Below are 15,290 nucleotides of genomic sequence, written 5' to 3' on the forward strand. Positions count from 1 at the left end.
CCCTTTGGAAGTTGTTCAGCAGAAGAACCGCAACCGGCTGAAGACCTCGACGCCGGCCTGGATTGTAACCTTTGCCGATCTGGCGACGCTGCTGCTGACGTTCTTCATCCTGTTGCTGTCCTTCGCCGAGATGGACGTGGACAAGTATCGCGCCATGGCCAATTCCATGTCGGTGGCTCTGGGATCCAGCAATGTGGTGGGGCAGGACGTCGGGGGCTCCCCCATCACCCTGATCGAATCGGATACCGTGTCCTTGCCCGAGCCCACCGAAAGCCAGACCCGGGAACCGGAATTCATCGACGAACGCGATGACTCGGTGGCGGAGACCAAAATCCCCGGCGGGGTGATTGATCTGGCCAGTCGACTGATCCGCGAGCTGGAGCCGGAGGTGGCGTCGGAAGCCCTGAACGTCAACTATGACGACCAGCAGGTGGTGATCCGGTTTTCCGAGGAGGCCACCTTTCGCTCGGGCGAAGCCGATATCAAGCCGGAGATGATTCCGATCATCGAACGGGTGGTGAATGTGCTGTCCGAATGCACGGGGAATGTCTTCGTGTCCGGCTATACCGATGACCGGCCGATTTCCAGCAGCCGTTTCCGCTCCAACTGGGACCTGTCGGCGGCCCGGGCGGTCTCGGTGGTGCACGAGCTGGTGCTCAATCGTCAGGTGCCGGCGGAACGGGTGGTGGCGGCCGGGCGGGCCGAAACCAACGCCCTGGTGCCCAACGATTCCCCGGAAAACCGCGCCCTGAACCGGCGAGTGGAGATCGCCATCCGTGACCCGAAATGTACCGACTCAACCGGGACCGGTGAGGCACCGGTGGAAATCCTGCCCTGATCGGCGGAATGCCCGGGTTTACTGCTTCAGCCAGGTTTGAAACCACTGTTCGCGCAGCTCCAGGGTCTTCGAATACCAGCGGTGGTCCCTGAAGATGGCATTGTCCATGTGCGCTGGTGCGGTTGGCATGTGGGGCTGCATGGATACGCCGGTATCGGTATGCAGCCCGATTCGCCTTTGTGCCGACTTCCGCGTTGGGCCATAACTGATCAGGTTCGCCTGATCGGCCATCCGCTCGGTGCGGGTGGCAAAGGCAATAAAGGCCCGGGCCTGGTCGGCCTGATGGGTTCCGCGAGGAATGGCCCAGCTGTTGTACCCGATCAGTTGGCCATCCCAGATCACCGAGATGGGCAAGCCTTCCATCACCCGGGCATGAAAAAACCGGCCGTTGTAACCGGTTGCCATTGAAGCCTGGCCACTGGCCAGCAGCGCCGCCGGTTCCTCGCCGCTGCGCCACCAGAGGATGGCATCGCGGATGCTGTCCAGTCGCCGGGAAGCCAGTTCCAGGCCCCGGTGAGTGCTCAGCAGGTCGTAGAGCTGCTCCCGGGGCACCGACAGCGACAGCAGCGCCCACTCAAACAGCCCCACCGGTGACCGGCGCAGGGCCCGTTTCCCCGGAAAGGTTTCCAGATCGAAGAAATCCTCGACGCTATCCGGTTTTTCCCCGGGGAACGCCCGGTCGTTGTAGGCAATGACGGTAGAGAACACGATCTGGGTGATGAAGCAGGGCTGGATCGCGCCCTCCATGAAATCTTCCTCCGCTGGCGTGCCGTCAGGCGCGGGGACCAGAATCCCCGGGTCGACAGGCTCCAGAAGTCCGAGATCGCAGGCCACGCTGGCGTCAGACTGGATCATATCGATCACATCCCACTGTACCTCCGTCCCGGCAAGGTGGTTCTTCAGATCCTTGATGCCCCCGTCGTAATGCACCGTCTCAATCACGACACCGGTTGCCTTGGTGAAGGGTTCGAAATAGGCGCGCCGCTGGCTTTCCTCGTAGGCGCCACCCCAGGTCGCGACCGTGAGTACCTCGCGCGGCGTTTCCTCCGGCGGTTGGGACCCGGCGAAGGCCGGTGCCAATAGCCACGCCACCAGCAACAGGTGCACCACCACTCCCTCAGGCCGCTTCATTTTCCTCCTCCCGCAGCTCATGGACGATCTCCAGGTAGGCACGAATCACCGCTTCCTCGGGAACCACGCCCTGCAATTTTCCCTCCTCGGACACCAGCGGCACGGCCTCACCCAGAAAGCCCCGCAAAAGCTCCATGGATTGCCAGACCGAGGTACTGTCGTCGAACACGGTGTACGCCCGGATCGCCAGCTGCTCTATGGGAATCTCCCCAGGGCTGTCGAGGATGCCCTGTAATCTCACGATGCCCCGCAGTTTGCCGCCGTCGTCCACGATCATCGCTTCCGAGCGCTGATCGTGGACCAGTCGCTGGCGCACGGCCTCGACGGTATCGCTGGTGTGAGCGGCGGTGTAAGTGGTGGACAGGTAATCCCGGATCAGGCGTGCCCCGAGAATGGCCTTGTCCCGTCCCAGTGACAGGTCAAAGCCGCGGGCACGAAGTTCCAGGTCGAACACGGATCGGCCGATCGCCCGGTAGGAGAGGACATTGGCAAAGACCACCGACACCATGGCGGCAATGGTCAGATCGTAGTTACGGGTCAGCTCGAACACGATCAGAATGGTGGTCAGTGGCGCACCGATCACCGAACTGGCCATCGCCATCATCCCGCAGATGGCGTACACCACCAGACCGGAGTAAGGCACGGGTATCAGGTACGGCAGGACCATACCGTAGAGGGCGCCGAAAAGAATGCCGATCAGCAGGGCGGGACTGAAAACACCGCCGACAAACCCGAAGCCAATGCACAGTGCCGTCAGCGCAAGTTTGGCGGCTACGACCAGTGCCAGTTCGGCAATTCCGAAGGCACCCTCGATGGTGGCGAAGCGCAGGGTTTCCTGCCCGATTCCCAGGATTTCCGGTATCCAGAGGGCAACGATGCCCACAACCAGTCCGGCGACGGCGGGCCGCGCCCAGCTCGCCGGGATGCAGCGCCGGCCGGCTCGGGCACTGTATTTCAGCAACACCACAAACAACCACGCCAGACCGGCACATAGTACCCCTTCCACCGCAAACAGCAGGAATTCATAGCTGTGTTCGACGCGGGTGAAATCCACCAGGAACAGCGCCGGGCGGTCGAAGATGACGTTGGCGATGATGTAGCCGGTGGCTGCGGCCACCGTTACCGGCGCAAAGGCCCGCAGCGAGTAGTGGCGCAGAATGACTTCATGGGCGAAGACCAGTCCCGCGATCGGGGCGTTGAAGGCCGTGGAGATCGCCGCGGCCACGCCACAGGCGATGGCAATGGAACGCTGGTGGCGGAGATTGAGCCGCACGCGGCCGGCGAGGTTGCCGAACATGGCGCCGAGGTACACGAGGGGACCGTACTGGCCGACGGACGCACCACTGCTCAGGGATATCAGTGCCGCCAGAGTGGAGGCGAGACCGCTTTTCAATCCCGGCGCAGGGCCGGGAGTCTGGGCCGCGAGGATCGCATCGGGTGGCGCAAGGCCACGGCGTTCCCGAATCAGAAATCGCACCACCAGACCCACCAGAAGACCGCCGATTGCCGGAACCCCCAAGGTGGCGGCGGTCACCAGTCCGGGCTGATTCCCGGCCTGAACCCTGGCGTAGGGTGAAATCAGAAGGCGATCGTTCAGGTACCCCACCGCCTCGACAAATCCGATCGCCGCCAGCGAGCCGGCCATACCCACGGCAATGGCCACCACCGTCACCATGCCTATCTGATACGCCATCTGTTGAACGCCGACCCTGTCCATACTGCAAGTAAAGTCCTGTTTGCTGAAACCCTCAATGCCTGGCCGCAATCCTGGACTCGGGTCTGATCGCCGGGCCCCGTTGCTCGGTGCCGTTTTTGGACGGCTTGATGTCGTATTGGATTCACCGCCGGGGGTGAATCGGAGCCACATTTAATCAAAGTGCGGTGCCCATGGCCGGGACGCACCGGCGGTGATTGAGGTAAAGGAGGGGCAGAGATGGCACAGCTACCGAAACGCGCGAAAGTCGTTATCATTGGCCAGGGCGGAATTGTTGGCTCCTCGGTCGCCCATCACCTGATTGAGCAGGGTTGGGATGATCTTGTGGGCCTGGAAAAATCGGCCATTCCCACCGACATCGGCTCCACCTCTCATGCGTCGGATTTCTGCTTTACCACCTCCCACGACAAACTGAACATCTACACCACCAAATACAGCCAGGCGTTCTACGAACGACGCGGCAATTACGTGAAGTGCGGCGGCATGGAAGTGGCAAGGGTGGACGACGATGAACGCATGGACGAACTGCGCCGCAAGGTCGGCTCGGGCAAGGCTTTTGGCACCAACGTCAGCATGATTTCACCGAGTCAGGCCAAGGAGCTGTTTCCACTGCTGGACGAAAGCCAGATTCAGGGCGCCATGTGGGATCCGGACGCGGGCCTGGTGGTTCCGCGCTCTCAGAAAGTGGCAGGCGACCTCGTTGAAGAAGCCGTGGCAACCGGCAAACTGAAGGTGTTCCCCTACACGCCCGCCACCCGCATCGACGTGCAGGATGGCGAAGTGCGTGGCGTCGGGACTGACAAGGGCTATATCGAGACCGAGTATGTGGTCCTGGCCATGGGCATCTGGGGGCCTCTCATGGCCTACACGGCGGGGGCGGCGCTGCCACTGATGCCGCTGGAGCACCCGCTGCTGTTCTTCGGTCCGTACGAGGCACTGGCCGGCACCGGCAAGCAGATCGTCTATCCCCTGTTCCGCGACCAGGGCAACTCCGCTTACGTGCGCGACACCGGTGACCCGACCACGACCGAGGGCGGCCGGATCGAGTGGGGCTATTACGAGGCGGAGAACCCTCGGCTGGTGTACCCCGGCGCAATCGCGGAACCCGGAGAAGCCCGGATGTCACCGTCCATGCGTGACCTGTCGCTGGACCAGGTCATGGAGGCCTACGAAAAAGCGATCGAAATGACGCCGATTCTGGGGGAGCTGGGCTGGGAGGAGAAACACTCGTTCAACGGCCTGCTGTCGGTGACACCCGACGGCGGTTCGCTGATGGGGGAATCGCCGGAGGTACGTAACCTCTGGTTCTGCGAGGCGGTCTGGGTCAAGGACGGGCCGGGCGCGGGCAAGGTGCTGGCGGACTGGATGACCCAGGGTACCCCCGAGATGGATCCGCACAGTGTCGATATTGCCCGCCACTACCCACTCCAGAAGACCCCGGCCTACGTCTACGGCCGCTGCTACGAAACCGCCAAAAAAATATACACCCCGGCGGTTCACCCGCGCGAACCCTATGAGACCGGCCGCCGGATGCGTACCAGTCCCTTCTATCCGAGAGAGGTGGAATTGGGTGGCTATTTCATGGAAGCCGCCGGCTGGGAACGGGCCCATGGCTACGCCGCCAATGAGGCCCGATTGTTGCCGAAGTTCCGGGACTACATTCCGGTGCGGGAGAACGAATGGGATGCCCGGCATTTCTGGGATGTCTCGAACGCGGAACAACTGGAGATGAGCGAATCGGTGGGCATGATCAACCTCTCCCACTTCGCCATCTTCGACGTTTCCGGTGCCGATGCCGAAGCGCTGCTGGAGTTCCTGTCCGTGGCCAAGGTTGGCGGCAGTACACCCCACGGCAAAGGCGTGTACACCCATTTCCTGGATGCCCGGGGCGGCGTCCGCTCCGATCTGACCATCATCCGGCGGGGAGACGATGACTACCGGGTAGTTTGTGGCGGCGATACCGGGCATCGGGATTATTGCTGGATCACGCGAATGGCCAGGAAGCATGGCTATAACAACGTTCGCATCGAAGACCGTACCGATCACCTGGCTACCCTCGGTCTCTGGGGCCCCCGGGCCCGGGCAACCCTGGCCGCACTGGTCAGCAACCCGGATGAGCTGGCCCATGAGCGCTTCCCTTTCGCCACCGCCCGGGAACTGGAGGTTCAGGGCGTCCCGGTCTGGGCCTTCCGGATTTCCTACGTTGGTGAACAGGGATGGGAACTCTACTTCCCGTTCAGCTACGGCCTGAAAATCTGGGATCTGCTGTACGACGCGGGCGTGACCCCGGTCGGCATTGAAACCTACGCCAACACCCGTCGGTTGGAAAAGAGTCTGCGCCTGCAGAACGTCGATCTGGAGGTGGACTACAACCTGTACGAAGCCGGACTGGCACGTCCGAAGGTCAAGGAAGCCGATTTTCACGGCAAGGAAGCCTACTTGCAGCAGCGGGCGCTGTCCCGACAGGCCGCCTATCTGTGCACCATGACCATGACCGAGCATCGCGACGCCGCCGGGGTATTGCGTTACCCCGTGGGCCAGTGGCCGATCCTGAATCCGCAAACCGATGAGGTGCTGGTGGACAGTCACGGACGGCGATCCTATTGCACCAGCGTTGTCTGGGGACCGTCGCTGGGCAAGAACATCCTGCTGGGGTATCTGCCCGATGAGTACGCCCAGGAGGGTCGGGAATTGGCCCTGGAATACTTCGGGCAGTCGTACCCGATCCGGGTCGAGGCCGTGGGCTATCGCGCCCTGCTTGATCCGGATAACGAGCGGGTGAAGTCCTGAGCCGGCGATGGCATCGCCGGGGAACTGTGGTCGCTTTGCCCGATCAAAAGGTGATAACTATATTGAGGGTTAGGCGGCCCTTTCGGGATGAACGCCAAGGGTCGCGACGAGATCCGCCAAGCTGCGGGGGAGGCACCGTGTCCACCAAAACAGACTCTTGTGAACCTCCGTCTGCCCGGACGCCGTATCAGGTGGGCTTTTTGCTCATCGATAAATTTACCCTCATTGCCCTGGCCACCGCGGTGGAGCCGCTGCGCGTGGCCAATCAGCTGGCCGGCTCGGAGCTCTACTCCTGGAAATTGCTGACGGTTGGCGGCGCCCCGGTGCGTGCCAGCGACGGCATGGTGGTGATGCCAGATGCCGGGCTTCGTGACGATGACCAGTTCGACCTGGTGATTGTGGTGGCCGGCCTGGATGTCGTCCACAGTTTCTCTACCGTGGAAGTCCGCTGGCTGAAACAGCAGGCCCGCCGACACGCCGTCCTGGCGTCGGTGTGCACCGGCGCCTATGTGTTGGCCAGTGCCGGTCTCCTGGATGGCTACGCCTGCAGCGCCCATTGGGAATGCCTTGAGGCGATACAGGAAAAATTCCCCCGGGTACAGACCAACAATCGCCTCTTTACCCTGCAAGAGGAGCGCATGACGTGCACGGGCGGCACCGTCCCCATGCACATGATGTTGCGCTTCCTTGGGCTCCGTCACGGCCGGGAACTCAGCAACGCGATCTCGTACATCTTTATCTGTGACCGGCTCCGTGAGGAGTCCGACCAACAGCCGGTGCCGATGTTGCCCCGTCTGGCCAGCGCGCAGCCCAAGCTCGCCGAGGTCGCGAAGCTGATGGAAGCAAACATCGAGGAGCCGCTCAGCCTGGGCGAGCTCGCCACTCTGGCCGGGACCTCCCGGCGGCAACTTGAACGGCTGTTTCTCAAGCACCTGGGCTGCACGCCCTCCCGGTATTATCTGGGGGTACGCCTCAATCGTGCCCGCCGGTTACTGAAACAGACTTCCTGCTCGATCGTCGAAATAGCGTCCATCTGCGGGTTCGTCTCGGCCACCCATTTCAGCCGCTGCTATCGCAGGACCATGGGCCGGGCCCCCCGCCAGGAACGGATGGATGCCTGGCCGCCGACGGATCCCCCGGCCGACGACGGCGGGCCGTCGCCGTCCTCGCGGGAGGCGCTCCGGCTCGCCAGTACCGAGTCGACCTACGGTACCTTCGGTAAACGTGCAGGCTCACGTTAGCCCCACCACCAGGCCGTCTTCGTCCAGGGCAATGTCCAGGGCTGCGGGCCGTCGCGGCAGTCCCGGCATGGTCATGACATCGCCGCACATTGCCACCACAAAGCCGGCACCGGCCGCCAGACGGACTTCCCGGACCGGCAGAGTGTGCCCGGACGGGGCACCCAGGGCAGTGGGATCGGCGGAAAAACTGTATTGGGTCTTGGCAATACAGACCGGCAGGTAGCCGAAGCCCATAGCCTCGTATTCGTTCAACTGGCGTTTTGCCAGCGCGGTAAATTCGACCCGGCCGGCATGATAGATCCGGGTGGCAATGGTTTCGATCTTGTCGGCCAGCGGCAGGCTGTCGTCATACAGAAACCGCACGCCGGGCTGGTCGGCATTGATCTGATCGAGCACCGCCTGGGCCAGTTCGGTGGCACCTTCGCCGCCGGTGGCCCAGTGATCCGCCGGTACCGCACGGACCCCCAAATGCTGGCTGATGGTCTGGATCAGGGTAATTTCTTCCTCGGTATCCCCCGGGAAGCGGTTGATGCAGACCACCGGGGTCAGCCCGAACTGCTTCAAATTCTGAATATGCCGTTCCAGGTTGACCGATCCCGCCCGCAGCCCGGCCAGGTCCGGCATGGACAGTCGACTCCGGGGCACGCCGCCCTGCATTTTCAGGGCCCGGACGGTGCACACCAGCACGGCGGCATCCGGCTGCAGGCCCGAATGCCGGCATTTGATGTCGATGAATTTCTCGGCGCCGAGATCTGCCCCGAAGCCCGCTTCGGTCACCACGATGTCGTTCAGTGCCAGCGCCGCCCGGGTCGCGGTAACCGAGTTGCAGCCATGGGCGATGTTGGCGAAGGGGCCGCCGTGGATGAACACCGGGTTGTGTTCCAGGCTCTGAACGAGGTTCGGCTGCAGGGCCTCTTTGAGCAAGACCGACAGCGCCCCTTCCATGCCCAGGTCACCCACCGTGACCGGGCTGTTATCTGACCGTCGGCCGATGATCATGTTGGCCAGTCGCCGGCGCAAATCCGCGCGCCCTTCGGCCAGGCAGAGAATGGCCATGATCTCGGAGGACACGGTGATGTCGAACCCGGTTTCCCGGGGCACGCCGTGGGCCTTGCCGCCGAGCCCGCAGACCAGGTTCCGGAGCGAGCGATCGGTCAGGTCCAGGACCCGGCGCCAGCTGACCAGTCGTGGGTCCAGGCCGGCTTCGTTGCCCCAGTGGATATGGTTGTCGATCAGCGAGGCCAGCAGGTTGTGGGCAGTGGTGATGGCGTGGAAGTCGCCGTTGAAATGCAGGTTGATGTCCTCCATCGGAATGACCTGGGACCAGCCGCCGCCGGCGGCACCACCCTTCATGCCGAAACAGGGCCCCAGGGAGGGCTCGCGCAGACAGACCGAGGAGCTCAGGCCGAGACGGTTGAGGCCGTCATTCAGGCCGACGCTGGTGGTGGTTTTGCCCTCCCCGGCCGGCGTCGGTGTAATCGCGGTAACCAGGACAAGCTTGCCGCGCGGCGCCGTCGCGGAGGTGTCGACATACGCCATGTCCAGCTTGGCTTTGTAGTGGCCGAAGGGCACCAGGCTCTCAGCGGGCAGACCGAAACGTTGCTGCGCCAGCAGCAGAATGGACTGGGGCTGAACCGAACGGGCGATTTCGATGTCCGGTTTCGGTGTCAGCGGACCGTTGTCCAGTACCGGTGTGTCGGAGGCTTTTTCATTATACCGGGGACGCATTGGTCTGACTCCTCTGGTCCTCTGCGGACCGACTGTGCTGTTGAATCCATTGTGCTGATTGCCGCAATCCGCCGAAGGGGAACAGGTGTATGCCCTTGAGCAGGGTTTCCGGATTGTCCAGGCGGTACTGGACCAGGGCCCGCACCATACTGTCGGGCGTCCAGGTTCTCAGCAGCCTGGCGCTGCCGGGACGCCGGAGCAGCATGCGGCTCGAGGCGCCAACACCACACTGGGCGGCGTAGCTGAGCAGGGTTTTCATGCTCGTGGGGCCGGCCAGGCCAATGTAGACGGGAATCTGTTCGAGCAGCGTGCCCAGGCTCTGTAGCCAATCGATGACGATCTGGGCCTCGAAGGTGAACTGGGTGACCACCCAAAGGCGTATGCCGGTGGTGCGGGCGTATTCCTGTTTGACCTCCAGCGCGCGGACCAGCGCTGCCTTGTCCGCCCGGGGATGGCCCTCGGGGTGGGCGGCAACACCGATGCCGTGGAACCGGAACCGCGCCAGGATGTGGGATTCGAGCACCGCCAGGGTGTCCGGAAACGGTCCCGCCACAGCATCGCGGTCGCCGGCAATCAGCAGCAGGCGGTTCACGCCGCTTTCCTGCAACTGGGCCAACCAGTCGTCCAGTTGCCCCTGGCTCTCCGCCATCCGCGCCGGGACGTGGGGCACTGCATGCATACCCAGAGCCAGCAGCCGCCGGCAGGCGGCGAGCGTGTCCGCAAAGTTGCCGTTGGGAAGAAAGGGCACGTAAACCGGAGTGCCGGCCGGCAGTAACTGTGGCAGGTCCTCGGTCATCAGGATCTGCCGGGGCGTCGCTTCAATCGACGCCGAAGCCACCAGTGCCTGCAGGCACTGGTCGGCTTCATCGCCCGGGGCGGTTTGAGCCGCCAGGGTGTGGGGTTGGTTCGCCAGAGTCATAACGCGTCTTCCTGTGGTAACCAGCGGTTCTCAGTCGGCAAAATCAATGCCCTTGGCGCGGGCGCGTTCTCTGGCATTCGGGTTTACTGACGGCCGGAAGGGCACCTCCACCACTTCGGCGTCGACGTCGGTCGAGCCGTCCGGGGCGGCATACTCCACGGGCAGGTGCACGGTGAGCCGGGTGCCGATGTCGCGCAGCGCCAGGGGCACGTAGGCCAGGGCGATGTTGGTTTCCAGTTCCGGTGAGTACCAGGGCGAGGTGACGTAGCCTTGGGGCGCGCCTCCATCGGCTCCGCTCACCAGCCAGAAGTCATTGGCATAGTCGGTGACCGCACCGCCGCCGAAGCGTATACCCACCAGAGTGTGGGTGAACGGGGCGTTCCCGGCCTCCAGCTGCTCGCGAACCTGCTCCAGTCGCTCTTTGCCGATGTAATCCGAGTCTTTGTTGCGGGGCACCTGATAGGCCAGATTGCACTGAAACGGCAGGGTCTCGGCGTCCAGGTCCTGGCCCCAGGACAGAATGCCGGCGGCAATCCGACGATGGTGGGCAGGAGCGATCACCCGGAGGTTATGGGTCTCGCCGGCGGCAAGCACGGCGTACCAGATGTCCTCGGCATATTTGGTGGCCTCCCTGAGATAGATCTCGTAACCCTTCTCACCGGTGAAACCGGTCTGGGACACGATCACATCGTGCTCCGCCAGCCGGGCCTCCATCAGGCCATAGTAAGGAAGGTCGCGCACCGCGTCACCGAACAGGTCGACCATCAGCGCCTCGGACTTCGGGCCCTGAATCTGCAGCGGTGCCACGTCGATCTCTGCGATGCTGACGTTGAACCCCATTCCGATGTTTACGCCTCGCAACCACAGCTCCAGATCGCTGTCTGACAGGGAGAACCAGAATTCGTCCTCTGCCACCCGAAACAGCACCGGGTCGTTGAGAATGCCGCCGTCCTCGTTGCAGAGGATGACGTACTTGCCCCGCATGGGTTTGATCTTGGTGGCGTCGCGGGTAATCACGTAATTGACGAAACGTTCGGCATCCGGGCCCTTGACCTGGATCTGGCGCTCAACCGCGACATTCCAGAGGGTGACGTCGTTGACCAGGGATTCGTACTCGACCATGGCGCCGCCCTGCTCGGGCGGTACGTACCCCCTCGGATGGTACATCCGGTTGTAGACGGTGGCGCGCCAGCAACCGGCCTCATAGGAGAGGTGCCAGAATGGTGACTTGCGCACCCGGGTGGAAATCAGCATCTCCACCGGTGTGGGCCCGGACTGTCGCAGGTTGATGGGGACCTTGCGGTCGCTCTGGTCGATTGAGTCCGGTTGCCGTGCGGCCCCGGCCCGTTGGTGTGGATCATTTTGGCGTGCTTGCTCAATGTTGACGGCCATGTCTGTCTCCCCCTTTGGCGGGTGTTGCTGATAGCCTCAATGTGACTGGCTTTGGCGTGGGCGGGTGGAACCATTACGACATGGAAGCGACCAAAAGCGTCAAGGTCATATAGCCCGGGCGAAGACTCTCATGCTGAATTCATATAACTGAGCCGGTTTCAGATCCTTATACTGTGTCGCCCCACATACCCGATAATGAGAGAGAGATTATGAGCGGACCCGACAAGCCCAAAGTCATCGGTGAGGAGTGGAGTGATGAGCGCGTGAAGAGCTTTCTTGCCATCGAGCCCTATGACACCGCCCAGAACCCGGACTTCAACGCCCTGCTGAAGGCCTATCAGGCCATGCGGGCCGGGGATTTCGAGCGGTTTATCGGGTTCTTTGTCGAGGCGGGACGGAATCTGAATGGTGTTAATGAAAACGGCGAGACCATTCTGGACATCATTTCCGAGCATCGCCGGAGTGTGGACTACGCCCGGGCCCTGGAACAGGCCGGCGCGAAACGGACAGCCGCGACCGGGAACTGACGTTCCCGGCGCAACGGGTCGGTTTCAGTTTCGAGTGGTTTACTGGACGTCGACCTGGATCGCCTTGGGCTCCTTCGGTTCGGCCTTCTGCAGGGTCAGGGTCAGCAAGCCGTCCTTGAAGTTGGCCTTGACGCTGTTTTCGTCGACATTCTCGGGCAAAGTGAACCGGCGCATGAAGCTGCCGTAGAAGCGTTCGACACGGTGGTGTTTCTTGTCCCCGGTCTCCTCTTCGTGTTTCCGTTCGCCCTCAATGCTGAGGACACCGTCGTGCACGGTCACCTTGACGTCGTCCTTGCTCATTCCCGGCAATTCGGCGTCGATGGTGAATGCCTCCGAGGTTTCCTTGATGTCGACGGCCGGAGCCCAGTCGCTGCGGCTGAACAGGTCTTTGCCCTCGCGCTCGTTGGGACGAGCCACGCCGAACATTCGGTTATAGCGGTTCATCAGGTCTTCGAATTCACTGACCGGATTCCAGCGGGTGATGTTGCTCATGGGAATACCCTCCTTTTCACGATAACGAATCTGTAAGTTGTCTCTCAGCTTCGCTCGCGGAACTGCCTAACACCGGTGGCACCAGCCGGATGGTTGTCCGTGAACATCTGCTATTACCGAATGTAGGCGCTAAAGGAGGTATTTCAAGGGTGGTTCTGGTCGAATTTTGATCAGCGTCAATCCGGGCTCAAGGACTGCCAAAGTGGCGGTGCAGGAACGGGCGGAACCGGTCCATGGGGGCGCCCGGAGTCCGCAGATCCGGCCGGGTGCCGGGCTGGAATCCCGGCAGATCGCCGGAAAGAAACGGGGCGATCAGTGCCGGGTCGCCGCTGATCACGTGGACGATGACATCCCGGCTGGCGTTTTCGCCCGTGATCAACGGGGCCGGCTGATGATCCCCGAGAAGGATCATGAGGGTATCGGCGTGCACGTACCGGGCAGCGAATTCACCGGCAACGGTAAGTGCATAGGCGATTGACTCGCTGTAGTGGGCCCGAACCCGGTCCGGGTCACGCCAGAGCGACGCGGGAGCCTCTCCCGTCCCCCGCCAGCGTTCGAACACCCGCCCGTTACCGATGGTGTCCCAGTCCTTGAGGACCGGCAGCACCGGAACCCAGGGGGCGTGGCTGCTGATAAGGGCCAGCTCGGCGAACAGTGGCTCGGTTGTCCGCTTGCGCAGTTCCTGGAACCACTGCCAGGTAAACTGGTCCGGCATGGTCACCCAGTTGAACGCCGGTCCCTGGTAATCCAGATCGTCGTGATCGTAGATCTGCTCATAACGAAGCTGTCGGCCTTCCGGCCAGGGTTGGGTGATGGCGGGCATGACCGCCAGGGTACGGTGGCCGGTTTGGCGAAAATCATCGATCAGGGTGGGATATCCGCTGCTCAGAAGCGTTTCGTAGGCAAGCTGGTTGTGGACCCAGTGGCCACTCAGCACCGAGAGGTGGCCAAGCCAGGACTGGCCCCCCTGGATCGGTGATTGCAGTCGCCCGGTGGCCACGGTCAGGCCGGCAGCGGCCAACCGGTCGGCCATAGCCCCCAGCCGTTGATCGATCAGGGCCCGGTACCGGTCGTCGGTCAGTGTGGAGATGCCATAGGATTCAAGAAATCCGAGAACCACGTCTTTACCCGCCAGCCGTGGCAGGGACCTGCGCTGGTTGCCGGGGCCTGGCTGCTGCTCCAGCCGCTGTGCCAGGGCTTCGCTCTCCTGGTGGGTATTCGTGATCAGGGAGGCCTGCTGGGCGACGAGGGCCAGTGCCGGTGTCCCAATGAGTGGGGTTACTGTTCCCGCAACCGCCAGACCGGTAACCAGCAACAGCGGTTTACCGAGGTGCGTCGGGGAGTGGTGACGGAGGCGCTCCAGGCTGAGACCAAAGAGCCAGCCGATACCTCCAAGCAAACCGAGAACCAGCGCGAGCGCCAGTACCGCAACAGTGGCACCCAGGTTGGTGTTCAGGAGATTCCAGCCGGCGTTGACCAGGCCCGCTTCCAGGTAGAGGTTCAGTCCACGTCCCAGGCTTTGGCGCACCAGGGCGTCCGCCAGAGCCAGCAACGCAATCGTGCTGTAGGTGAACGCCAGCACCACGGTAAGGCGGTTGCCGGCGTGTGGGCGGAGGCACGCCAGGGCCCACAGTGCGAGCGCCTCAACCGACAACCACGGAATGGGCCCGGGCAACGCCAGTGCCGGGATCAGGAACAGACCGTTGAGAATCAGTAACCAGAGCAGCATCAAACGTTTTTGCCCCCGGCTGGCGGTTAGAACCGTGGTCACGGCGACCCGTAACCACCAGATATACGCCGCCGTCGCGCTGCCCGGACCACCGGCTCAGCGCTCGCTCAGGTAGCTGTCCTTGAGCCTGACGTAATTGGCGGCGGTGTAGACAAAGAAGCCGCGTTCCTCCTCGGTCAACGCCCGGGCTTTCTTGCAGGGCGAGCCGACGTACAGGTGGCCGGATTCCAGGGTCTTGCCTGGCGGAACCAGGCAGCCGGCGGCAACGATGACCTCGTCCTCGACCACGGCGCCGTCCATGATGATGCAGCCCATGCCGACCAGAACCCGGCTGCCGACGGTGCAGCCATGCAGCAGCGCCTTGTGGCCGACGGTGACGTCATCGCCGATGGTGAGCGGGTACCCGCCCGGGTTGTAGTCGCTGGCGTGGGTGATGTGCAGCACCGAGCCGTCCTGGATGCTGCAGCGATCGCCAATGCGAATCCGATGCATGTCGCCGCGCACCACCGTCATCGGCCAGATCGAACAGTCGTCGCCGGTTTCCACGTCGCCGATGACCACAGCACTGGGGTCCACCCAGCTGCGTTCACCAAATTGTGGTGCTTTGCCCTTGTGTGAGCGTACATTCGTCATTACATATACCTTTCAGGTGTCCATTGCTTCGGAGTCTGGAGTCTTCGGGGCAGAACTTTCCAAAACCCGCTCAAGCACGTCCATGTGACGCTTGAGCTCCGCCATCCCTGGCTTCGCACAGTTTTGGAAAGTTCTGCCCCGAACACTCCCCCGGAT

General features: G+C 62.7%; 12 protein-coding genes. 4 read left to right on the forward strand and 8 right to left on the reverse strand.

The features are described from left to right. The first annotated feature begins 4 nt into the window (after window positions 1-4). Window positions 5-838 (forward strand): flagellar motor protein MotB, encoded by an 834-nt coding sequence (locus KZO34_RS10405; RefSeq protein ID WP_219476247.1) that lies wholly within the window; start codon window positions 5-7, stop codon window positions 836-838. Between the two features lie 18 nt (window positions 839-856). On the opposite strand, the gene KZO34_RS10410 is transcribed toward KZO34_RS10405, so the two are convergent. Both KZO34_RS10410 and KZO34_RS10415 read right to left on the reverse strand, forming a co-directional pair. Next, window positions 857-1,969, reverse strand: a complete 1,113-nt coding sequence (locus KZO34_RS10410; protein WP_219476248.1) for an ABC transporter substrate-binding protein — start codon at window positions 1,967-1,969, stop codon at window positions 857-859. Further along, entirely contained in the window at window positions 1,956-3,686 is a 1,731-nt protein-coding gene (locus KZO34_RS10415; RefSeq protein WP_219476249.1) for a chloride channel protein, read from the reverse strand. Before KZO34_RS10415 ends, KZO34_RS10410 begins: the two co-directional genes overlap by 14 nt. 216 nt (window positions 3,687-3,902) lie before the next feature. Between KZO34_RS10415 and KZO34_RS10420 the strand changes: the two genes are divergently transcribed. Together KZO34_RS10420 and KZO34_RS10425 are read left to right on the forward strand one after the other, a co-directional pair. Next, on the forward strand, window positions 3,903-6,473 hold the full coding sequence (locus KZO34_RS10420) for a GcvT family protein (RefSeq protein WP_219476251.1): 2,571 nt from the start codon (window positions 3,903-3,905) through the stop codon (window positions 6,471-6,473). A gap of 137 nt (window positions 6,474-6,610) precedes the next feature. Next, entirely contained in the window at window positions 6,611-7,714 is a 1,104-nt protein-coding gene (locus tag KZO34_RS10425) for a GlxA family transcriptional regulator (RefSeq protein ID WP_219476252.1), read from the forward strand. Here the strand turns inward: KZO34_RS10425 and KZO34_RS10430 are convergent. The 3 genes from KZO34_RS10430 to KZO34_RS10440 are packed head-to-tail and all read right to left on the reverse strand — an operon-like array spanning window position 7,706 to window position 11,753. Then, entirely contained in the window at window positions 7,706-9,442 is a 1,737-nt protein-coding gene (locus KZO34_RS10430) for a formate--tetrahydrofolate ligase (protein ID WP_219476255.1), read from the reverse strand. The two genes, KZO34_RS10425 and KZO34_RS10430, sit on opposite strands and share 9 nt — an antisense overlap. Next, entirely contained in the window at window positions 9,426-10,361 is a 936-nt protein-coding gene (locus tag KZO34_RS10435; RefSeq protein WP_219476257.1) for a methylenetetrahydrofolate reductase, read from the reverse strand. The genes KZO34_RS10430 and KZO34_RS10435 overlap by 17 nt, the downstream gene beginning before the upstream one ends. 30 nt (window positions 10,362-10,391) lie before the next feature. Continuing rightward, a complete protein-coding gene (locus KZO34_RS10440) occupies window positions 10,392-11,753 on the reverse strand; it encodes a glycine cleavage T C-terminal barrel domain-containing protein (RefSeq protein ID WP_219476258.1) in 1,362 nt (453 codons plus the stop codon). A gap of 209 nt (window positions 11,754-11,962) precedes the next feature. Between KZO34_RS10440 and KZO34_RS10445 the strand changes: the two genes are divergently transcribed. Beyond that, a complete protein-coding gene (locus KZO34_RS10445) occupies window positions 11,963-12,280 on the forward strand; it encodes a PA4642 family protein (RefSeq protein ID WP_219476260.1) in 318 nt (105 codons plus the stop codon). A gap of 39 nt (window positions 12,281-12,319) precedes the next feature. Here KZO34_RS10445 and KZO34_RS10450 read toward each other — a convergent pair whose 3' ends face one another. The 3 genes from KZO34_RS10450 to KZO34_RS10460 all read right to left on the reverse strand — a co-directional run bounded on the left by KZO34_RS10450 (window position 12,320) and on the right by KZO34_RS10460 (window position 15,134). Further along, window positions 12,320-12,772 carry an Hsp20/alpha crystallin family protein gene (locus KZO34_RS10450; protein ID WP_219476261.1) on the reverse strand — a complete coding sequence of 151 codons (453 nt, stop codon included), beginning with the start codon at window positions 12,770-12,772 and terminating at the stop codon, window positions 12,320-12,322. A gap of 187 nt (window positions 12,773-12,959) precedes the next feature. After that, the gene (locus KZO34_RS10455) at window positions 12,960-14,543 is read right to left on the reverse strand and encodes an alkaline phosphatase family protein (RefSeq protein WP_308318794.1); all 1,584 of its coding nucleotides are present in this window, start codon (window positions 14,541-14,543) and stop codon (window positions 12,960-12,962) included. A 54-nt stretch (window positions 14,544-14,597) separates the two neighbouring features. Continuing rightward, complete coding sequence (locus KZO34_RS10460; RefSeq protein ID WP_219476263.1) at window positions 14,598-15,134, reverse strand: gamma carbonic anhydrase family protein; 537 nt, start codon at window positions 15,132-15,134, stop codon at window positions 14,598-14,600. Window positions 15,135-15,290 lie beyond the last annotated feature (156 nt).

Source organism: Marinobacter sp. F4206 (genome assembly GCF_019392195.1).
Lineage (GTDB): Bacteria > Pseudomonadota > Gammaproteobacteria > Pseudomonadales > Oleiphilaceae > Marinobacter.

Excerpts from the sequence above, each read along its gene's own strand:
- KZO34_RS10410 (WP_219476248.1), bottom strand. The coding sequence starts at position 1,969 with ATGAAGCGGCCTGAGGGAGTGGTGGTGCACCTGTTGCTGGTGGCGTGG.
- KZO34_RS10415 (WP_219476249.1), bottom strand. The coding sequence starts at position 3,686 with ATGGACAGGGTCGGCGTTCAACAGATGGCGTATCAGATAGGCATGGTG.
- KZO34_RS10420 (WP_219476251.1), top strand. The coding sequence starts at position 3,903 with ATGGCACAGCTACCGAAACGCGCGAAAGTCGTTATCATTGGCCAGGGC.
- KZO34_RS10430 (WP_219476255.1), bottom strand. The coding sequence starts at position 9,442 with ATGCGTCCCCGGTATAATGAAAAAGCCTCCGACACACCGGTACTGGAC.
- KZO34_RS10435 (WP_219476257.1), bottom strand. The coding sequence starts at position 10,361 with ATGACTCTGGCGAACCAACCCCACACCCTGGCGGCTCAAACCGCCCCG.
- KZO34_RS10440 (WP_219476258.1), bottom strand. The coding sequence starts at position 11,753 with ATGGCCGTCAACATTGAGCAAGCACGCCAAAATGATCCACACCAACGG.
- KZO34_RS10445 (WP_219476260.1), top strand. The coding sequence starts at position 11,963 with ATGAGCGGACCCGACAAGCCCAAAGTCATCGGTGAGGAGTGGAGTGAT.
- KZO34_RS10450 (WP_219476261.1), bottom strand. The coding sequence starts at position 12,772 with ATGAGCAACATCACCCGCTGGAATCCGGTCAGTGAATTCGAAGACCTG.
- KZO34_RS10460 (WP_219476263.1), bottom strand. The coding sequence starts at position 15,134 with ATGACGAATGTACGCTCACACAAGGGCAAAGCACCACAATTTGGTGAA.